General features: G+C 70.6%; 9 protein-coding genes. 1 reads left to right on the top strand and 8 read right to left on the bottom strand.

Features of this window, described 5'->3' with window-relative positions; translation table 11 throughout:
• Positions 1–976 precede the first annotated feature (976 nt).
• Complete coding sequence (locus RPX00_RS44490) at positions 977–1,429, top strand: hypothetical protein (RefSeq protein ID WP_406634976.1); 453 nt, start codon at positions 977–979, stop codon at positions 1,427–1,429.
• Between the two features lie 282 nt (positions 1,430–1,711).
• Here the strand turns inward: RPX00_RS44490 and RPX00_RS44485 are convergent, their stop codons facing one another.
• The 8 genes from RPX00_RS44485 to RPX00_RS44450 are packed head-to-tail and all read right to left on the bottom strand — an operon-like array spanning position 1,712 to position 17,940.
• Positions 1,712–2,440, bottom strand: coding sequence for a hypothetical protein (locus tag RPX00_RS44485; protein ID WP_406634975.1), 729 nt, complete (start codon positions 2,438–2,440; stop codon positions 1,712–1,714).
• Complete coding sequence (locus RPX00_RS44480) at positions 2,437–2,835, bottom strand: YbaB/EbfC family nucleoid-associated protein (RefSeq protein ID WP_406634973.1); 399 nt, start codon at positions 2,833–2,835, stop codon at positions 2,437–2,439. The genes RPX00_RS44485 and RPX00_RS44480 overlap by 4 nt, the downstream gene beginning before the upstream one ends.
• A 17-nt stretch (positions 2,836–2,852) precedes the next feature.
• Positions 2,853–6,134: a right-handed parallel beta-helix repeat-containing protein gene (locus RPX00_RS44475; RefSeq protein ID WP_406634971.1), complete on the bottom strand. Its 3,282-nt coding sequence runs from the start codon at positions 6,132–6,134 to the stop codon at positions 2,853–2,855.
• A 19-nt stretch (positions 6,135–6,153) separates the two neighbouring features.
• On the bottom strand, positions 6,154–8,553 hold the full coding sequence (locus RPX00_RS44470) for a hypothetical protein (protein WP_406634970.1): 2,400 nt from the start codon (positions 8,551–8,553) through the stop codon (positions 6,154–6,156).
• A 13-nt stretch (positions 8,554–8,566) separates the two neighbouring features.
• Positions 8,567–8,797 carry a type VII secretion protein EccB gene (locus RPX00_RS44465; RefSeq protein WP_063631965.1) on the bottom strand — a complete coding sequence of 77 codons (231 nt, stop codon included), beginning with the start codon at positions 8,795–8,797 and terminating at the stop codon, positions 8,567–8,569.
• 16 nt (positions 8,798–8,813) lie between these two features.
• Positions 8,814–10,199 (bottom strand): type VII secretion integral membrane protein EccD, encoded by a 1,386-nt coding sequence (gene eccD, locus RPX00_RS44460; protein WP_406634967.1) that lies wholly within the window; start codon positions 10,197–10,199, stop codon positions 8,814–8,816.
• Positions 10,196–14,212, bottom strand: coding sequence for a type VII secretion protein EccCa (gene eccCa, locus RPX00_RS44455; RefSeq protein WP_406634965.1), 4,017 nt, complete (start codon positions 14,210–14,212; stop codon positions 10,196–10,198). Before eccCa ends, eccD begins: the two co-directional genes overlap by 4 nt.
• On the bottom strand, positions 14,209–17,940 hold the full coding sequence (locus RPX00_RS44450) for a hypothetical protein (protein WP_406634963.1): 3,732 nt from the start codon (positions 17,938–17,940) through the stop codon (positions 14,209–14,211). The genes eccCa and RPX00_RS44450 overlap by 4 nt, the downstream gene beginning before the upstream one ends.
• Positions 17,941–17,964: the final 24 nt, after the last annotated feature.

The raw sequence follows: 17,964 nt of genomic DNA, 5'->3' as shown, positions 1-17,964 counted from the left end.
ATTGCCGGTCGAGTTGGAGCTGTTTGCTGACGTGGTGTTGCCTGCGGAGCCGTTGGGTGCGCTGGAGTCGCCGGGCGAGCTGTTTGCCGCGGTCGACGGTGGGGTGCTCGCGGGGGTGGGGTCGGAGCTGCTGGGGGCGTTTGCCGGGGGTGGGCTGCCCGCGGTGTTGGGGTTGCTGGTCGAGCCGTTGGAGTCGCTGGGGTTGCCAGCCGAGGGTGAGTCGTTCGTGGGGTTCTGGTTGGTGGATGGGTTGGGGGTGCTTGTCGTAGTTGAGCTGCCGGGGGAGTTTCCCGGCGGGGGCTGGTTGTTCGGGGTGGCGGAGTTGCTGGCGGGGGAGTTGTCGCTGCTGGGACCCCGGGAGCTGCCGGAGTCGTTCGGGCCGCCTGTGCCGGTGGAGTGGCCAGGATTGCCGGAGCTGTTCGGGCCGTTGGTGTTGCCGGATCCGCCGGGCGCGTTCGGATTACCCGATCCGCCATGGCCACCCGGGCTGTTGGAGCTGTTCGGGCCGCCGGAGCCGTTCGGACTGTTCGAGGCTCCAGGGCCGCTCGATCCGCCAGGACCGCTGGAGCCATCCGAGCCACGAGGGCCACCTGACCCGCCGGAACCGCCTGACCCGCTTGAGTCGCCGGTGCCGTTGGGGCCGCCCGGCCCACCTGAGCCGCCGGACCCGCCTGAACCGCTCGAGCCGCCGGTGCCGTTTGAGCCACCCGAGCCGCCGGAGCCGCCAGGTGGGGTAGGGCCGTTGATCGGGTCGACGTTGATGTTCCCCGTCCCGCCGTCCCCGCCGGGATCGTTCGGGCCCTTCCCCTGGCCGCCGCCCGCATCGCCGCCAGTTAGTTTGTCGTGCAGGCTTTGTCCGGCATGGTGTGCGCCGTGCGTGGCTGCGCCGCTGAGGCCGCCGTTCAGGGCGCCCCAGCCTAGGCTGTCCAGGTCTCCGCCGAAGAGGCCGGCGCCGGACAGGCCGACTACTACCTCCGTGGCCGCTTCCACGCCGGCGGCGCCGAAGACGTTGTGGCCCCACTTTCCCAAACCGCTGTGGGCGCCGGCGGCGAACGCGCCGCCGATTGCTCCCAGGGCGGCGTTTTGGCCGATCTGTTTCCAGTCGAAGCCGTCGCGATTGCCTTGGGCGATCTGGATGAATTCGGCCAGCATTTCCTCGGCCGCCTCTTCCGCGGCTTCCTGCGCGGCCTCTCTCGCGACCCTCGACAGCAGGCTCATCAAGCGCGACATCAGCGAGCGTTCGATCTGCATCACGGCGGACCGTCCGGCTGCCCAGATTCCGGGGATCAACGGGGCGGTGAACGGGTTCGTCATCGCCCAGATCAGGTCCGCGGCAGTGACTGCGATCGAAATCAGGATGCCGTATTTGGCGTTTTCCACATTCAGCGCGTATTCGCGCAGGGCGGCGGCTTGTTGCTGCGCCCGGTAGGAGAAACCGGCGCCCATGGTGCTGAGTTTGTTCGCGTAGTCGGCGAAGTTCGTCGCTACCTCGCCGCCGACATTGGCCACCACCTGCTGCGAAAGCTGGCTGAAACCGGTGCCCGCGGCCGCGATCTGCTGCGCCACCTGGTCCCATTCGGCGGCCAGTTCGCGGGCCTTGTCCTCGTCGCCCTGCGGCCAGGCGTCACCCGCGATGATGTAGAACACCCAGTTCAGGCTGGGGTCCACCATCAGGCTCATCGCGGGTCACCTCCTTGTGCGGAGCGGAAAGTCAGGAAACGGGGTCTTCCGGGGGAATGGGCGGCTGGGCGGGGATCGACTTCTCCCGGCTGGCGGGCAGCCAGGACTCCGTCGGTTCCAGCGGGTGGGCAACCTCGGGTGCCCGCGAGCGGACGAAGACCGGTTGCAGCGGGGTGACCTCGCCCTCCTCGGTCTTGCCGTCGGCGGGCACGGGGCGTTCGACCGAGAGCCGCCTCAAACGCTGGGGTTCTTCGCCTCGGTCGGGAATCTGTGCCTGGAGGCTTTTGGCTGGGGTCCAGCCGCTGCCGTCTTCGGCGTCGGGGTCTTGCTTGCCCAGGAGTTTGCCTTGGATTCGCACGCCGCGGCGGTACTCGGTCGGCGGTGAATCGGTGCCGCCTGGGTCGGCTTTGTGGACTTTGCCGTTCAGGTCGGTGAAGTTCTTGAAAAGCGCGTTGGATCCGTCGTAGGCGCCCTGGTCGGCTTCGCGGAATGAGGTGGCCATGTCGCTGATCGCGTCGCGGGTCGCTTCCACGGCCAAGGCCCAGGCGTTGATGCCGTTGTAGATCTCGGCGGCCGACTGGATGTGCGTTTTGGAGAACTCGTTGCCGTTCTTGTCGTTTCCGGCCGCGTCCTGGATCCGGCTGGGGTTGGCCAGGCTTTGCACGCGCTGGGCGAGGGTGCGCAGTTCGTCGCTCTTGCCGTCGAAGCCGTCGCGGCCGCCGTCCAGACCGTCGGCGTCTACGAAAAACTGGTCGGTCACGGCAGGATCCCTTCGTCGAATCCCGGCACCCTGGCCGAGAACAGAGCGTTCACGTCGGCTTTTCCGCTCATCAGGTCCTGTGCGGAGATTCCGGGCGGCAGCATGGGGGACATCAATTCCGCGGCGGCGGCGATCGACTTCTCCCGTGCGGCGGAGACGGTTTGCACGATCACCGAAGCCAGTTCCGCCGGGGCCATGCGTTTGTAGGCGCTGGTGGGAAAGGAAAGCTCGGTCAGCTCGCCGGTGCGGCCGACGGTCGCGGTCACCTCGCGGCGGGCGGAAGTGACTGTGCTGGTGGCGGTTTCGACCTCGCGGCGGGTTTCGGCGAAGTGGTCGCGCTGGCGCTGGTAGGCGCTCATCGCGTCCTCGAGCATCTTTTCGTGCTGCGAACTCATCGGGTCTCCGTAAGGGGTCAGCCGACCGAGGCCAGGCCGGGTCCGAGGGCCATGGCTCCGGTGTCGGGCGGGCGGATGCCGCGCAGGTCGGCGGCGGCGAGCGTGCGGGACGCGGCGGCGGCCGAGAGGGTGCGGGCGAGTTCGTGCGCGGCGTGTGCGGTGTGGTCGGACGCGGCGGAGAGTTCGTGGGCGAGTGCGTCGCGGACGTCGTCGGGGACCTCGTGGCCGCGACGGACCAGCAGGCGCACGGCGATTTCGGCGAGTTCGTCCACTGTGTACTCGCTGAGTTGCCAGCCGTAGGGGAAAGCGTCGCGCAGAGTGGGCATTTGGGCGAGCAGTTCGCCGACGCGGGTGCTTTCTCCGGTGAACACCACGACGGGGTCGGCCGGGCGGCGGCTGATCATTTCGGACAACGCTTCCAGGGCTTCGATTCCGGGAGTGTGCGGTGAGGTGTCCCACTCGCCGTCCAGATCGATGACCAGGGTGCCGCCGGACGCGTCTTCCACCGCGGCTCGGACCAGGTGTTCGGCTTGGCCCGGCCATTGCGGCGACAGTTCTTCGGCGAGAGTGCGGCGGACTAGCTGCCCCGTCGGGGTCATGCCGAATTCGGAGAGGATTTGCGCGTACAGCTTCGCGTATTCCGACCGTCCGGTGCCGCGTTTGCCGCTGATCACCAGGTTTGCCTGATGGCCGAGGGGTTTCCGTTCGTGGGTGAGCCTGCCGAGGTTCAGCAGCAGCCGTTCCGCGTTCTCCCGCACCGATTTCTGGCCGACCAGGCTGCTGAGCCGTTTCCAGCCCGTGCTGGTCGAAACTGCGGCGGCTGGATCGGCGGTGACCGAGACCGCCGACTTTGTCGCGGAGGGGAGTTGCGTCAGTTCCGCTTGCAGATCGTCGGCGGTCAGCCGGTTCAGTTCGATGTCCTTGGACGGCGGGTGCAGCGCCAGCCGCGACGCCTGGTTGTTCACCATCGCCTCGAACAGCTTGCGCGCGACGCGGCCGTTGCCGAACGTCGAATTCTTCGGCACCCGCTCGAAATACTCGCGCAGCGCGGCCAGCGCGTCGTCGGTCATTTCGTAGTAGTGCTTGCGGGTCAGTCCGGTCGTGATGGTGACTAGTTCGTCGACGCTGTAGTTCGGGAATTCGATGGTGCGGGTGAACCGCGACGCGAGACCGGGGTTCGACTGCAGGAACTGCTCCATCTGCTCGGAATAGCCCGCGACGATCACCACCAGCGAATCGCGCTGGTCCTCCATGATCTTCATCAGCGCGTCGATGGCTTCCTGCCCGAAGTCCGGGCCGGAACCGCCGGTCGGCGCGCTCAGCGTGTACGCCTCGTCGATGAACAGCACGCCGCCGACGGCCTTCTCCACGACCTCGGTGGTCTTGATCGCGGTCGACCCGATGTACTGGCCGACCAGGTCCTGGCGGGCCACCTCGATCATGTGCCCCTTCGACAGGATGCCGAGTTCGGCGAGCACCGTGCCGTAAAGCCGGGCGACGGTGGTCTTGCCGGTGCCGGGCGGGCCGGCGAACACCAGATGCCGCGACATCGGCGGCATCGGCAGCCCCATCCGCTCGCGCATCTGGGACATTTTGATCAGGTTGATCAGGCCGGTGACCTCCTTCTTCACCCCGGCCAGCCCGACCAGCGCCTCCAGATCGCCCAGCGGGCCTTCGAGCACCTCGCCCGCGGCTTCGCTCACGGTCTGCTCGGCCGAAGGAGGGTCGGCGGGCATCGGTTCGACCGGGCGCGCGGAATCGGTGCTCAGGTTGTCCACGTCCGCGTGTTCGCCGCTCACGAGTTCACCTGCGGCGTCGTTGACCACGCAATCGCGGATGCTGACCGGTTCGGAAGTGTCCACGTGGAAGCCGTCCTGGCCCGCGCCGAGGACCTCGCATTCGGTGAAGGACGCCTGAGCCGCGACGTACACGCCGTTGCCTCGCGCGTTGCGCACCCGGCACCGTGAAGCAGTCAGCGAGGAACCCGAAGCGACCGTGATTCCGTCCACTGTGGAATCGATGACCTCGCAGTCCTGTAAGGACACTTCCGCGGTTCCAGCGATGTGCAGGCCACCGCCGCGCACCTGGACCGATTTCGCCGAGGACGGTGCGCTGGCCGCGAACGAGACGGCTTCGTCCGCGGTCGAATCGACCCGGAGGTCGGTCACGGTCAACCGGGCATCCTCGGTGACCTGCACTCCGCTTTCCCGGCCGGTCTCAATGGAAGCGTCGGCTAGATCCAACGTGGACTGTCCGGAAAGGACGACACCGAGGCCGCTCTCCGGGATCATGCGCAGTCCGCCGACGGTCACCGCGGCTTCCGCGCTGACTGACAGCGCGGTGTGCGTCGAGCCTCGAACGGTCGCGCGTTCGAACCGGGGCCGGGCCTGGTCGTCGACCAGGATCGTGACCGGTGAACCCTCGAAGGTGCAGTCCACGAACTGTGGCACCGCGGTTCCGGTGGCCTGCACCGCGTTCGCGCCCGCACCGGCGAAAACGCACTCGCGCAGCAGCGGTTCCGCGGACGCGGCGATGTGCGCCGCCTGCATCGGTGCCGACCGGAATTGCGACGAGGCCACGGAAACCCGGCCCTTGCTGGTGACGTAAAGGTCAACGTTCGCGCTGTCCCGCACGGTCAGTCCGGTGATCGTCGCGCGCCCCTGCTGTTCCACGACCATCGCCGGTTTTTGCGCGCCCACGATCTCGCACTGTTCGACAATCGCGACCGCTTCACCGTTGACGCACACCCCGTTGCCCGCCGCGCCCCGCACCGCGCATCGGCGCAGCAGCACCGAACCTGCCTCGGCCACGACTACGCCGGACGACGCGGCGTCCACGATCTCAGTGTCCTCAATGGCCGATTGCACTGGCGAGGCGATCACCACGCCCGCACCGCCGGTGCTGGTCACCGTGCAGCCCCGCAGCGCGAGCGAACCCTCCAGCCGCGCCAGCAGCGTGGCCCACGAATTCCCGGACACCTGGCAGCCGTCCAGCGCCGCCTCGCCGCGGACCACGTCCACAGTGACCAGTTGATCGTCGGCTCCGGTCAGGACGAATCCGCTCAGCTGCACGGCTTCGGCGTTCGCGACGAGCGCGCTTCCGGTGCTCGCCACGATTTCCACGGTGCCCGCGCCCTGTTCGGCCACGAGCGAAACCATCCGGTCCACCACGAGGTTTTCCTCGTACCGGCCCGGGTGCACGCTGATCGTCGCCCCCGGCTGCGCCTGCGCCAGCGCCGCGCCGATGGTGCCGAACGCACCCGGCCGGTCGCCGCCGACCACGAGCAGCTGTCGGTTCATCGTCTCCGCCTCTCCGCACTCACGCCAGGCCCGGGAGCGCCCCGAACCGCTCCGCCGCCTGCTCGTCCATCACGGTCCGCACCAGGTCCTCGCCCGCTTCCGCCCAGGTCCGCATCGTCTGCCGGAGCGAGTTCATGGCCAGTTCGTCCAGCGACGCCCGGTCGTTCGCGACCCGGCCGGTCTCGTCGATCTCGCTCGCGGTCAGCTCCCGCAGCAGCACCGCGCCGCGCTCGCCCGCCGCGGGCTCGCGCGTTTCCAGCACCTTGAAGCTGGTCCCCGGCACGAACAGCACGCGGTTCTCGACGCCGCCCTCGCTCGGTTCCAGCAATTTGGTGCGCCGTCCGGTGATCGACCACACCAGCACGTCCGTCCCGCCGTCCACAGTGGACGAGGGTTGGGTCAGCGCGTTGAGGAAACCCCATTCGGTCAGCACTTTCCGGCTGTTCAGCAGCGGCCACGCCGACGGCGGCAGCTCGGTCGCGAAGGTCGCCGGGCCGCGGTGCGACGGCAGCCGGCTCAACCCGGCTACGACGCACCGGGCGACCGGCACGTGCGGACCGTTCGCGCCGCGCCGCAGCCCCGCGTCGATCGTCGAACCCTTGGGGGAGAGGTAAAGCTGCACGGCTACGGCGTCGGTGAGTACTTCAGCCGAGGACGACGTCGAGAGCACGCCCTGGAAGCCCGGGTGCTCGGACAGGATCCGCGCGACGGTGTTCGACATCAGGCCGAACTCCGCGCCGAGCGATTTGCGCAGCCATTGGCGTTCCTTGTCCGCGCCGCGTTTGGGCAGCAGGGCGGTCGATTCCGCGCCGGGGGTTTCCTGGAAGCGCAGCTCCGCCGGGCGAGCTGCGGGCTTTTCCGGGGGCTTCGCGACCGGCGGTTCGGCCGGTTTCGGCGAGACGATGCGGGGGACCGGAGGTGCTGCCGGAGGAGCGGCGGAGACCTTGGCCGGTGGCGGCTCGGCCGCGTCGGGAGCCTCTGCCGGGACGATCGCCTCAGGGACCTCCGTAGGCGCGGCGATCCCCAGCGCCGCTGGAGCCGCGGGCTGATACGCGACCGGAGCCTCGGCAACGACCGGAGCGACGACAGCGACCGGAGCCTCGACCACCGCCGGAGTCTCGGCAACAGGCACCGGCTGCCCAGCCTCGATCGCCTCCATAGCCCGCGCAGCAACCCGAGGCCGGGCACGTTCGGCGAGCAGCGCGGCGGCGGGCAGCACCCGGCTCATCCGGCGGGTCCGCTCATCCAACCGGCCCAGCAGGTCCTCGGCCAGCAACCGCATCCGGGGCACCGAATGCTCGTCAGGCGCGTCGAAGGTCAGGTTGTGCACCGCAGCATCGAGCGTGATCTCGCGGACCGCGGCGGTGGACGGGCCGTCCTGCGGCGGACGCACCAGCAGGCCGGACTGCACGACCTCGACCACCGCGTCCGGCGAGTACCAGTACACCGCGGGCGAGATCTGGTCGAGCCCGTGGACCGGCGGACGGTGCGAAAGCAGCTCCGGCATGGGCGCGCCGGGTTCGTAGCCGAGTTCGGTGACGAACGGACGCCAGCCGAACCGGCCGTCGAAGAGCACGGTCTGCAATGTCGGCATCTGCGGCGAACCGACCGGCACCCCGGCGTAGAACGCGACCGGCTTGCCGAGCAGATCGGCCAGCGCCTGTCCGACGGTGGCCTCGCCGGGCACCGCCAGCGGGCCGTACTGGACGAACCGCGCCTTGGCCCGCACCTTCTCCGGCAGTTGCACCCACAGCCGGGCCGCGTCGTCGAGGGCCAGCGGGGGACAGCCGGGGCAGCCCAGCACGATCGTCATGGTGTCGTGCTGCGCGGGCATCCGGGAGATGAGCGCCGTGCGGTGGTGCCGCTGGGGAGCGTCGAAGCCGACCGGGCGGACCCACAGACCGCCCGGGAGAGGCTCCGCGACCCCGCGCGAACTCGTCGGGGTCAGCTCGGCGGCGATCCCGGAATCCCAAGCCGGCCGCGGAAACCGCTTCGCCTCCCAGGACGGCGGACGGCCCGGCCGGAAGCGCACCCAGCCGCCGCCGCGTCCGGCGTGCACGAACAGCGCGCCGCCCGCGCTCGGGATCACCGAACCGTCCGGCGCGAGCACCGGGCGGTTGATCCGCTCGGCCAGCCACTGCCCGGCCAGCGCGGTGGTCTCGCGCGAGCGGCCGCCGATCACCAGCCGCACGCCGCGCCGGCGCCGGGGCAGCGCCTTGGCCACCGATTCCCACATCGCGATGGGGGAATCCACCGGGAGGTCCACGACGACCAGGTCGTGCTCGGGATCGGCCGCGACTCCGAGCGCGAGCGACTGCGCCTCGCCGGTCATCCCCTCCGCGAGGTGCACGACCAGCGCGTTGCCGACGGTCTTCTTCTCCAAGGCACCGTCGTCGCGCCGGATCAGCGAAAGCTCCATGGCTGCCTCCTTCTCAGACTCGGCGGCCGACGGCCGGGGCCGCGCCGGTGTGGTGCGCGATCAGCCCGTACACGAAGAACCCGACCGCGATCAGCAGCCCGAGCACCAGCCCGACCAGCAGGCCGACCCAGGCCCGCCGCGCGGGCACGTCGAGGTGGCTCGCGTCGCCGAGCACCAGCGCCGAGGTCATCCGCCCGATCAGGAACGAGTACGCCTCGACGTGGTCCTTCTGCGTCTGCACCATCGCACCTCTCCTTCGCTTATTCGGTGAGCCCGACGGCCCACGCGTAGACGCCGAACAGCTGCAGCAGGATCGGGATCATCGCCACCGCGCTCAGCGTTTCGAGCCAGTTCGCCAGATGCCCCCAGATCGGCAGCAGCCGGCGCGGCGGCGGGCGCAGCATCGCCAGCAGGAGCAGGAAGAACACCAGGCACAGCCCGGCGAGGCAGGCGCCCCGCCACTGCGCCGGCAACGGCTGGATCAGCGACAGCCCGAGCAGCACCAGCCCGATCGCGCCGGCCGCGGCGAGCGGAACCCGCTGCCACACGCCGAGCAGCGCCCGCGAACGCATCAGCACCGCCGCCGAAACCAGCCCGCCGAGGATGGCCGGGAACAGCCCGTGGCCGATCAGGAACGGGAAGCAGCCGACGAAAACCGCGGTGGCGGCGAGGCAGGCGATGGTGAGGTAGCCGTCGGCGTACTCGGTCTGGTGCGTCATCTGCGCGGCGGGCATCGGTTCGATGTCGTACTGCAGTTCCCCGGCCGAACGCGGCAGCTGCGGACCGCGGATGCGGGCGAACCGGATGCCGATCCGCGGCGCGAACACCATCAGCCCGACCAGCACGAAGGACACCAGCCCGGCCGCCTGTTCGGTGGTGAACCCGGCGCCGAGGTGCAGCCACAGCGAGATCGCCCCGGCCAGCCCGGTCGCGGCCACCGCGCCGAACGGCACGAACGGGATGGCGGGCGACCACGCGGCCCGTCCGCCGAGCACGAGGCCGCCGGCCAGCGCGAAGGTCAGGCAGCCGGTCAGCACCGGCGCGCCCTGCAGGTCGAACGCCGGATCGAGCCCGGCCACCGCGACCGCGCCCGAGAGGAACGCGAACGCGCAGCCGCCGAGCCCGAGCAACGTCAGCAGGGCCTTGTCCTCGGAACGCACCCCGGTCGCTACGGCCGCGACCAGCAGCCCGAGCGACACCACGCCGCCGCCGATCGCGGTCAGCCCGGCCGAACCCGGGTAGAGCAGCACCTTCGCGAGCACCGCGAGGGAGAAGATCGCGAACCCGAGGAACAGGCCGCGGTTGTACTCCGGTCGCCAGCGGCCGGGATGCCGGCTGACCGCGGTGGCCATGCCGTCCGCGATGTCGTCGAAATCCAGCTCAGGCAACGGGTCCGTGCGAGGGCGGAGGTGGAATTCCTCGCCCTCCTTCCAGTCCAGCGACTCCGGAGTGCCGGACGCGTCCAGCGGTTCCTCGCCGAGCCGCTGCAGCACCCAGGCGTCGCCGAGGTCGTCGCGGCCGCCGGTGTGCTCCAGCAGCACCGGCAGCAGGCTGGTCAGCGGGACGGACATCGGCACCGCCAGGTCCGCCCTGCCTTGCGGCCCGTACACGGTGATCCGGCACAGTTCGCCGGTCGACGCGGTCATCGCACGCCCCTTTCGGTCATCGCCAGCGGGGACCGGGTTTCGCCCGCCCGGTCTTCTTCCGCGATCGCGGTCTGCACGAGCTTCACGCCGCGGCGGGTGACGAGCTGCGCGCGGCCGGCGGGCAGCTGCCGCGGGGCCGCCTCGCCGAGGAACTTGCCCTCCTCCTTGGGGTAGGAGAACACCACGCCGGGGCTGCCGAGTTCCCAGATCCGGCGGACCACCGCGTCGCTCAGCGCGCGCATCGCGCCGGAGGTGCTGCGCCCGAGGATCAGGTGGAACCCGATGTAGGAACCCTGCGACAGCAAGGAAAGCAGCGGTTCCAGCGGCGAGCCCATGCCGCTGGTCAGCAGCTGGTAGTCGTCGATCACGAAGAACAGCCGGGGGCCGGTCCACCAGTCGCGGCGCTTGAGCCGGTTCGCGGTGATGGTCTGGTCCGGCACGCGCGGGGTCAGCGAAACGCTGGCCTGCTGCGCCAATTCCTGCAGTGCCTCGGTGGTCGTCGCGTACCCGACGCGGTATTCCTCGGGCACTTCGGCGTCCAGTTGGCGGCTCGGGTCGGCGAGCACGATCTTCGCCTCGCTCGGCGAGTAGCGCGCCAGCACCGAACGCAAGACCACGCGGAGCAGGTTGGTCTTGCCGGTTTCGTTGTCGCCGAAGGCAAGCAGGTGCGGGGTGGCCGCGAAGTCGTGCCACACCGGCATGAGCCGCTGCTCGTCCTGTCCCAGCGCGATCCGGAGGTCGCCGTCCGGCGGGGGCAGCTGCGCCATCGGCAGCTTCGCGGGCAGCAGCCGCACCGACGGCGCGGGTGCGCCCGGCCAGAACAGGTGCACCTCTTCGGCGACGGCCTTGGCCGCGGCGGCGAGGTCGTCGGTGTTGCCGCTGCCGTCCATCCGCGGCAGCCCGGCCAGGAAGTGCAGGCCGTCCGGGGTGAGGCCGCGGCCCGGCTGGTTCGGGACCGTTTTCGCTTTGCGGGAGCCGATTTCCGATTCCATCGGATCGCCGAGACGCAGTTCGAACCGGGTCTGCAGCAGGTCGCGCAGGTACGGCCGGATCTCCGACCAGCGGGTCGCGCCGATTACGACGTGGACACCGAAGGACAGGCCGCGCGAGGCCAGCTCGCCGATCTTCTGCTCGAGGTCGCTGTAGTCGTTTTTGAGGCTGTACCAGCCGTCGACCACCAGGAAGACGTCGCCGAACGGGTCCTCGATCCGGCCGCTGCGGCGCAATGCGCGGTAAGCGTCCATGGACTCGATGCCGTGCTCGGAGAACAGCGTCTCGCGGCCTTCCATGACCTGCGAGATTTCCTCGATCGTCCGGACGACGCGGTCGCGCTCGAGCCGGGTCGCGACCGAACCGACGTGCGGCAGCCCGGACAGCGACATGATCCCGCCGCCGCCGAAGTCCAGCCCGTAGAACTGGACCTCCTGCGGGGTGTGCGTCATCGCGAGCGCCAGCACGAGCGTGCGCAGCAGGGTCGACTTGCCGGTCTTCGGCCCGCCGACCACCGCGACGTGCCCGGCCGCCGACGACAGGTCCGCCGTCAGCAGCTCGCGGACCTGCTCGAACGGCCGGTCGATCATCCCCATCGGCACCCGGAGCTTGCCCCAGTGCGCGGGGTCCTGCACGGCCATGCCGCGCACCGGGTCCGGCGTGACGCTCGGCAGCAGCGAGTCGAGGCTCGGCGATTCGGCCAGCGGCGGCAGCCACACCTGGCGCGCCGCCGGGCCCGCGCCGGTCAGCCGGTCGATGAAGGCGTCGGCGAGCGTCGGCCCGCCCGGCACGGCGGCTTCCAGAGCGTCCACATCGGACACCTTCTCGGCCGGTTCCGGTTCGTCGTCGCGGATGATCAGCTTGGCCGGCCGGGCTTCGGTGCGGAACGGGACGACCTCCCGGCTGGCCCGCGCCGCGGACGCCGCGGAGTTCTCGCCATTGCCCGCCGGGACCGGACCGGAGACGTAGGCGGCTTTGAACCGCACCAGGTTCGTGGTGTCGATCTTCAGGTAGCCGTTGCCTGGTTCCGGCGGCAGTTCGTAGGCGCTGCCTGCGCCGATCACGCTGCGGGACTCCATCGAGGAGAAGGTGCGCAGCGCGATCCGGTACGACAGGTGGCCTTCGACGCGGTGGATGCGGCCCTCGTCGAGCCGCTGCGAGGCGAGCAGCAGGTGCACGCCGAGGCTGCGGCCGAGCCGTCCGACGGAGACGAACAGCTCCATGAACTCCGGCTTCGCGCTCAGCAGTTCGGAGAACTCGTCCACGACCAGGAACAGCGTCGGCATCGGGGCCAGCTGTTCGCCGGCCGCGCGCGCCTTTTCGTATTCGTACAGCGACGGGTAGCCGCTGGCGCGCAGTTGTTCCTGCCGCCGCACCATTTCGCCGTTGAGCGAGTCCTGCATCCGGTCGACCAGCGGCAGTTCGTCGGCGAGGTTGGTGATCGTCGCCGAGGTGTGCGGCAGCCGGTCCATGCCGAGGAACGTCGCGCCGCCCTTGAAGTCGACGAGCACGAAGTTGAGGATCTCCGACGAATGCGTGGCGGCCAGCCCGAGCACGAGCGTGCGCAGCAGCTCCGACTTGCCCGAACCGGTCGCGCCGATCAGCATCCCGTGCGGGCCCATGCCGCCCTGCGCCGATTCCTTCAGGTCCAACTCGACGATCTCGCCGTCCTCGGTCACCCCGATCGGCACCGACATCCGCGCCCGCTGCGCCGCCCGCGGCCGCCACTGGGCCGGGACGTCGAAGGTGTGCACGTCCTTGATGCCCAGCAGCGCGGTCAGCCCGAAATCGCTTTCCAGCGGCTGGTCCGCGATCTCCAGGGTGCCGCTGGTCCGTTTCGGCGCGAGCAGCCGGGCCAGCCCCTCGACCTGGGTCACCGACAGCTCGTCGCGGGTCGCCGAACCCACGCCGCTGCCCGCCGGGAACTCGACCAGATCGTCCTTGGTGGTCAGCCGGAGCACCTTGGGACCGCCGGGAAGCGCGCCGGTGACGTCCAGCAGCACCACGTTGCGCAGGCCCGCGCCGACCAGCCGCGAGGACTCCGGGATCGTCGCCAGATGCGCGACGACCACCACGAACGGCTCGGTCGTCGTCGGCCCGACGGTCTTGTCGTGGTCGTCGCGATCGGCCACGTCCGGGCCGAGCAGGTCCATCAGCTCGTCGTGGTCGGCGGCGAGCAGCCGCAGCGGGCCCGCCGCGTCGCGCAGCGTCGGATGGTTGTTGTGCGGCAACCACTTCACCCAGTCCCACTGCGCCTGCGCGGCTTCCGTGGTGAGCACGGCCAGCCGCAGTTCGTCCGGCGAATGGAAGGCGACCAGCTGCGCGAGCATCGCCCGGACCAGCGCGGCGGCCGCGTCCGGGTCGCCGTCGAACTCGACGCTGGTGAAGCTGCGCAGCCCCACCGCGGTCGGGATGCCGGACAGCGTGCGGTAGGTCTCGGTGAACCGGCGCAGCGAGATCGCCGAAAGCGGTTCGAGGTCCTCGATCGGCTTGGTCACCGGCGGCACCAGCTCCAGCGCCGACTGCTGCGTGCCCAGCCCGATCCGCACCCGGGCGAAGTCCTCGTGGCTGATCCGGCGTTCCCACAGCCGCGGCCCCATCGCGAGCGACCACAGCGAATCCGGTGCCGGGTTGTTCCAGGCCACCGCGTGCCGCTGATCCTCTGCAGTAGACCGGGCCCGGTCGCGGACCTGGCCGAGGTAACGCAGGTAGTCCCGCCGTTCGGCCTGCATCTTGCGCTTGCGCTCGGCGGCCGCGCGGGACAGCTGCCCCAGGCTCATCGCGATCATGGACACGCCCATGCCGCCGCCGATCACGTAGGTGAACGGCGAACTGCCCGCGACCCCGGAGAACGCCAGCACCATCACCAGCGACCCGATGGCCATCGGCAGCATCATGAGCAGCGAGTTGAAATCGCGCGCCGCCGGTTCCGCCATGACTGGCGGTTCTTGCAGTTCCTCTTGCCCCTCAGGCATTTCCGGGCCCGCCGCGCGCGGGCCCCGCTTCACCGTTTCCGTGCTCATTCGAGCACCCCCGAGGTTCCGCGCCGCTTGCCCCAGGCCGCGTCGTCCTGCCGCAGCAGATCGGCCATGGTGCGTTCCTCTTCTTCCTCTTCCTCGGTCTCTTCCTCGACGGTGTCTGGCTCCGGCGGTTCCGGAGCGTCGCCGCAGGTGGGCAGCTCGTCGGGGAGGACTTCGGCCGGTCCGCCGCGCACCCGCTGGTAGGTGCTGAGCGGCTCGTCGGCCGGCCGCCACGGCGCGTCGCTGCGCTGGACGAAATCGGTGCTGATCTCCTCGGCCCGGTCGTCGGCCGGGGTGCTGACCGGCAGGAGGGCGGGGAGGAACTCAGCGGTGCCGACGTCCCAGGCGGAGGTGTCCTCGGTGTCGAGCGGCTGCACGACCGGGATCCGGACGTCGTCCGGGGTGGTGGCCCAGCCGGTGTTCGCCGGGGCGCGGTTGGTGTCGCGCGGAACCGGTGGGGCAACGACCGGCGGATTTGTCGTGGACGCCCAGGGGGCGGGCTCGGTGGGCGGGGTTTCGCCCTGTGGGGTGGGGTTTCCGATGCCGTCCGGTGGGTTTCCTGTCCAGGGTTGCTGGATGTTGCCGAGGAGCCCGGCGGAGTCGGGTCGTTCGGCGGGGGTGTTCGTTCCGGCGGTGCCGCCTGGCGGGAGCATGGGCATGCCGGGGCCTTGCGGGGTGGGGCTGTTGTTCTGTGCTGAGGTGTTTGGCGGGGTTTCGGTCTGTGCGTTGGGGTTTCCGATCGGTGGGCTTGCTGCCCAGGGTTGCTGGATGGTGCCGGGCAGTCCGGCGGAGTCGGGTCGTTCGGTGGCGGGCGTGTTCAGGCCGCCGCTTGGCGGGACCATGGGCATGCCAGGCGCCTGCTCGGGACCGCCGGGGTTCTTCGCCAGAGGGGCCCAGTCGGCGGAGGTGCTTGGCGGGGTTTCGCCTGGGGCGTCAGGGTTTCCGATGCCGTCCGGTGGGTTTGCTGTCCAGGGTTGTTGGACGTTGCCGAGCAGTCCGGCCGAGTCCGGCCGTTCGGCGGTGGGCGTGTTCAGGCCGCCGCTTGGCGGAACCATGGGCATGCCAGGCGCATGCTCGGGACCGCCGGGGCTCTTCGCCGGAGGTGCCCAGTCGGCCGATTCGCTCGGCGGAGTCTCGCCGAACGCGCTCGGGTCGCCGACGCCACCGGGCAGGTCCGCGGTCCACGGCTCCTGGACGTTGCCGAGCAGCCCGGCCGAGTCGGGTCGTTCGGCGGCGGGTGTGTTCAGCCCGCCGCCTGCGCCGCCGGGCGGCATCATCGGAGGCATTCCCGAGGTCGGGAGCTGCTGCTGTTCGTGGTTGGCGATCGGGTTCGGCAGTTTCGGCAGGTCGCTTTCGCCGAGGCCCTTGACCCCTGGCCCGACCGGCTCTCCGCCGCCAGCGCCCGGACCGTCAACGCCCGGGCCGCCGACGCCGTCAACCCCTGGTCCGCCCGCTCCGGGACCGCCGATGCCGTCGGCACCTGGACCGCCAGTGCCAGGACCGCCGACGCCAGCAGGCGGCGGTGCCCATTCGGCCGAGTGCAGCGGCGGGGTGTCGCCGTGCGAGTCGGGGTTGCCGGTGCCGTCCGGCGGTGGGCTGAGCCACGGTTTTTTGATGTTGCCGAGCAGTCCGGAGGAGTCCGGTCGTTCGGCGGACGGCGTGTTCAGCCCGCTGCCGCCGCCCATGCCGCCCGGCGGCACCATCGGCGGGGTCCCGGCGCCCGGGAGTTGCTGCTGTTGCTCGTGGTTCTGGTTGCCGATCGGGTCCGGCAGCTTGGGCAGGTCGCTTTCGCCGAGGCCCTTGATCGCGCCGGGACCGCTGTCGCCGAGCCCGCCCGGACCGTCGCCGTGGCCGCCGAGTCCGCCTGGACCGTTGCCGAGCCCGCCCGCGCCGTTGCCGGTCCCGCCGCTCGCGCCGGGCGGCGGAGCCCACTTGGCCGAGCTGAGCGGCGGGGTGTCGCCGTGCGAGTCGGGGTTGCCGATGCCGTCCGGGGGAGGGCTGAGCCACGGTTTTTTGATGTTGCCGAGCAGCCCGGAGGAGTCCGGTCGTTCGGCGGACGGCGAGTTCAGTCCGCCGCCCCCGCCCATGCCGCCCGGCGGCATCATCGGGATGCCGCTGCCGCCCGGCGGCTGGCTGCCCGGCGGGTTGTTGACGCCCGGCGGCAGATGCGCGGGGTTGAGCGCGTTGTTCGCCAGGTTGCCGGAATCGCCCGGCGGCGGCGGGATCGACGGCGGGTTGACGTGGCCGGACCCGCCCGAGCTTCCAGGCGGTGCCGGGACGGAGGGATGCCCGCCCAGGTTGCCGCCCGAGCTTCCGGGCGGTGCTGGGATCGAGGGCGGGTTGACGTGCCCACCGAGGTTGTTGCCGGAGCTTCCGGGCGGTGCCGGGATCGACGGCGGGTTGACGTGCCCGCCCAGGTTATTGCCCGAGCTTCCCGGCGGCGGCGGGACCGACGGCGTCTTGAGGTTGTTCCCGCCGGCCGAATCTCCCGGCGGAGGCGGAAGCTGCGGCGATTTCACGTTGCCGCCGCCGGCGGAGTCGCCGGGAGGCGGCGGAATGGCAGGCGGCTTGACCTGCGGCGGAGGCTGCGAACCTCCGTCGCCCGGAGGCTTCTGCAGGTTCGGCGACTTGCCGCCGGGACCGTTGCTCCCGCCGGGAGGCGGCGGAATCGCGGCAGGGTTCAGCGGAGGAGGCGCGCCCTCGCCGCCGGGACCCTTGAGGTCGCCCGGCGGCGGCTGCACGACGGCGTTCTTGAGCGGCGGCGGCACGTTGTTCCCGCCGGGACCGTTGTTGCCGCCCGGCGGCGGAGGAATCGCGGCAGGGTTCACCGGAGGCGGAGGCGGCGCGCCATTGCCGCCGCCCGGCGGCGGAGACACCGGCGGCGGTTTCGGGGCAGGCGGCGGCTGCGTCACCGGTGGCGGCGGCGGAGAAACGGGCGGCGGTGGCGGAGGCGTCACCGGCGGCGGAGGAGGCGGCGGAGTGGGTGGCGGCGGCGGAGTCGGCGGCGGGGGAGGCGGCGGAGGCGGGTTGCCGTCGCCACCGCCCGGCGTCGGCGGCGGGGTCGTCTTGCCCGCGTTGACGTGCACCGTGTTGTACTTCTGCGCGAGCTGGCCGCCCACCTTGCGCATGTCGTTGGTCATCATTTCGACGGCTTCGGGGAACTGCGAGATGTACGCGCGCCCGTCGTTGAGTTCGTATTTGCTGCCCTGCGCGAGGACCTGGCTGGCGTAATAGCTGTCGATGTAGCGGATCGTGTCCTGCGCCCACTTGAGGTAGGCCGCGGAATTGACCAGATTCGCCGGCACGTTGTTCGACCCGCCGCCGTCGCCGATCCGGTCCGCCAGATCGGAGAACTTGTTCTGCAGCGTGGTCATCATGTCTTTGAACTTCGTCGCGGCGTCGCCCTTCCACGGGCCGTCCGGTCCGGCGAGGGCGGCGGTCTGGTCCTGAATGGACTGAGCGACCATCGCGAGGTTCTGCTGCGTCTCCTGAAACACCCCGGCCGCGTCCTGAAGCGACTGCCAGTTGACGTTGCCGTAGGCCTTGTCCCGGTTGTCCTGGCCGCCCGACAGCGAACCGCCGCCGAGGATCGCCGCTTCGATCTGCTTCCACGTCAGCCCGTCGAAATCCTTCGACGGGTCACCAGTGGTGTTCTGGTTGCCGGTCTGCGTGGTGTCGGGCCAGACCCCGTTGTCGTCCGAGGTGAACCCGTGGGTGTTTTCGTCCGCCATCTTCCCTCGATCGCTTCGAACCTG

Origin of the sequence: Amycolatopsis sp. WGS_07 (genome assembly GCF_045278895.1) — a bacterium.
Classification (GTDB): Bacteria; Actinomycetota; Actinomycetes; order Mycobacteriales; family Pseudonocardiaceae; genus Amycolatopsis.
Note: the sequence above shows the minus strand (reverse complement) of the source record. Positions and strands in the feature narration are given on the sequence as shown.